Consider the following 2032-nt stretch of genomic DNA (forward strand, 5'->3'; position numbering starts at 1 on the left):
CCAGGTTGAGCAGGGTGGACTTGCCGCAGCCCGAGGCGCCGAGCAGGGTGACGAACTCGCCGGGGGCGACATCGAGGGTGATGTCGTCCAGGACGTGGGTCCGGGCGCCGGGGCGACCGAAGGACTTGTGCACGTGCGAGATCCGGACGGCGGGCGCGCCGCCGCGGGCGTCGGCGACGGGGGTGTTGGCCTCGGTGGTCAGTGCCGGGGGCATCCGGGCACCTCCTGCGTGAGTGGTCATGGGCCCCTCCTCGCCCGCTGGTGGGCGAGGAGGGAAAGGTCAGGGCCGTGGCCCGGGCCCCGCCCGCCTCGGTGGGCATCGATCGGGGATCGATCGGGCGGGCGGGGGCCGGACCGCGGAGTCGGGCCGAACAGCGGTGCTGCGGGCGTTACTTGGCGCCGAGTCCGGCGTCCGCCACGAGGGCCTGGCCCTGTGCCGCGAGGACCTTGTTCAACAGGGTGAGGTCGTAGATGCCGTTCAGGTTCGGCTTCTTGAGGAGCCCGGCGGTGACGGCGTGGTCGGACTCGGCCTGGAGGGTGTTCGCCAGCGGGTCGTCCAGGAAGTCGATGTCGGCCCAGGCCGGGTCGAGGACGGCGGGCTCCAGGGCGTTGCCGGCCTCCTTCCTGATCGCCTCGTTGGCGTCGGCCTTGGCCTTGTCGGGCTCGGCCTTGATGAAGGCGTTGGTCTTCACCGAACCGCGCAGCACGGCCTCCACCACGTCCGGGTGCTCCTTGAGGAACTTCTGCGAGACGATGATGTTGGTGATGACGAACTTCTTGTCGGGCCAGACGTCCTTCTCGTTGAGCAGGACCTTCGCGCCGAGCGTGACCAGCTTGGAAGCGGTGGGCTCGGGCACCCAGGCGCCGTCGACGGAGCCGGACTTGTAGGCGTCGGGGGTGACCTTGTTGTCGGTGCGGACCACCGAGACGTCACCGGCGCCGGAGGCCGCGTCGACCTTGTAGCCCTTGCCCGCGAGGTAGTTGAGCAGGGCGACGTCCTGGGTGTTGCCGAGCTGCGGGGTGGCGATCTTCTTGCCCTTGAGGTCGTCCAGGGAGGCGATCTTGTCCGGGTTGACGACCAGCTTGACGCCGCCGGAGGCCGAACCGCCGATGATCTTCAGGGACTTGCCGTCGGACTTGGTGTAGCCGTTGATCGCGGGGGAGGGGCCGATCCAGCCGATGTCGATGGAGCCGGCGTTGAGCGCCTCGATCTCGGCCGGGCCCGCGTTGAAGACCTGGGTCTTGACCTGGGTGGAGCCGAGCTCCTTCTGGAATATGCCTTCCTGGAGGCCGACCAGCGGGGTGCCGTGGGTCAGGTTGGCGAAGTAGCCGATCCTCACGGTGTCCGCGGACAGCTTCGCGCCGGAATCCCCGGCGGCGGCCGCGGCGTTGGGCTTGGCGTCGGAGGACTTGTCGTTGGACTTGGAGCCGTAGCCGCAGGCGGAGAGCAGCGCCACCGCGGTCAGCCCGGCCGCGGCGGCAGCGGCGGAGCGTCTGATCCGTCCGGCGCCGGGGCGGACGGGCCTATGTGCGGACGGGCTGTGCGGAAGTGCCGGGAGAGATGCCATGGTGAAGTCCAGTTCGTTGACGGACCGTCAGGAGCCGGTCTCGGGGACGTGGCGGCCGCCCGTCGGGGCGGCCGGGGATCGCAACTCAGCGCTGCCGACCCGCACATCGGGTCAGGCCGCCCTGGCCGCTGCCGAGGACGCCGCTGCCGATGCGGCCGCCTTCCTTGTCCATGCCCGAGAACGCCTCGTTGGGCATCAGACCCAGTCCTCCTCTTCGGGTGCGTCGGTGGTGCGTACGGTTTCGAAGGCCTCGCCCGCCATTCCGGCGGTGAGGGTGGTGCCGTCGGCCGGGTCGATCAGCAGGAACGATCCGGTGCGGCGGTTGTCGGTGTAGCTGTCGAGTGCCAGCGGTTCGGCGGTGCGCAGGACGACGTGGCCGATGTCGTTGACGTTCAGTCCCTGGGCGCCGGAGCGCTGTTGGAGCGTGTCGATGTCGATGCGGTAGGAGATCTCCTTGACCAGCG

The 2032-nt window shown here is 69.8% G+C and carries 2 protein-coding genes and 1 pseudogene; all 3 read right to left on the reverse strand.

Annotated elements, in window-relative coordinates; all coding sequences use genetic code 11:
• On the reverse strand, nucleotides 1-214 hold a 214-nt coding region (locus tag AB0O11_RS39285), incomplete at its 3' end, for an ATP-binding cassette domain-containing protein (RefSeq protein ID WP_363397413.1).
• Between the two features lie 175 nt (nucleotides 215-389).
• On the reverse strand, nucleotides 390-1568 hold the full coding sequence (locus tag AB0O11_RS39290; protein ID WP_363397410.1) for an aliphatic sulfonate ABC transporter substrate-binding protein: 1179 nt from the start codon (nucleotides 1566-1568) through the stop codon (nucleotides 390-392).
• A gap of 195 nt (nucleotides 1569-1763) precedes the next feature.
• Nucleotides 1764-2032 (reverse strand): annotated as a pseudogene (locus AB0O11_RS39295) (hypothetical protein); the annotation flags it as partial.

Origin of the sequence: Kitasatospora sp. NPDC093102 (genome assembly GCF_040683915.1) — a bacterium.
In the GTDB taxonomy this organism is placed as follows: Bacteria; Actinomycetota; Actinomycetes; order Streptomycetales; family Streptomycetaceae; genus Kitasatospora.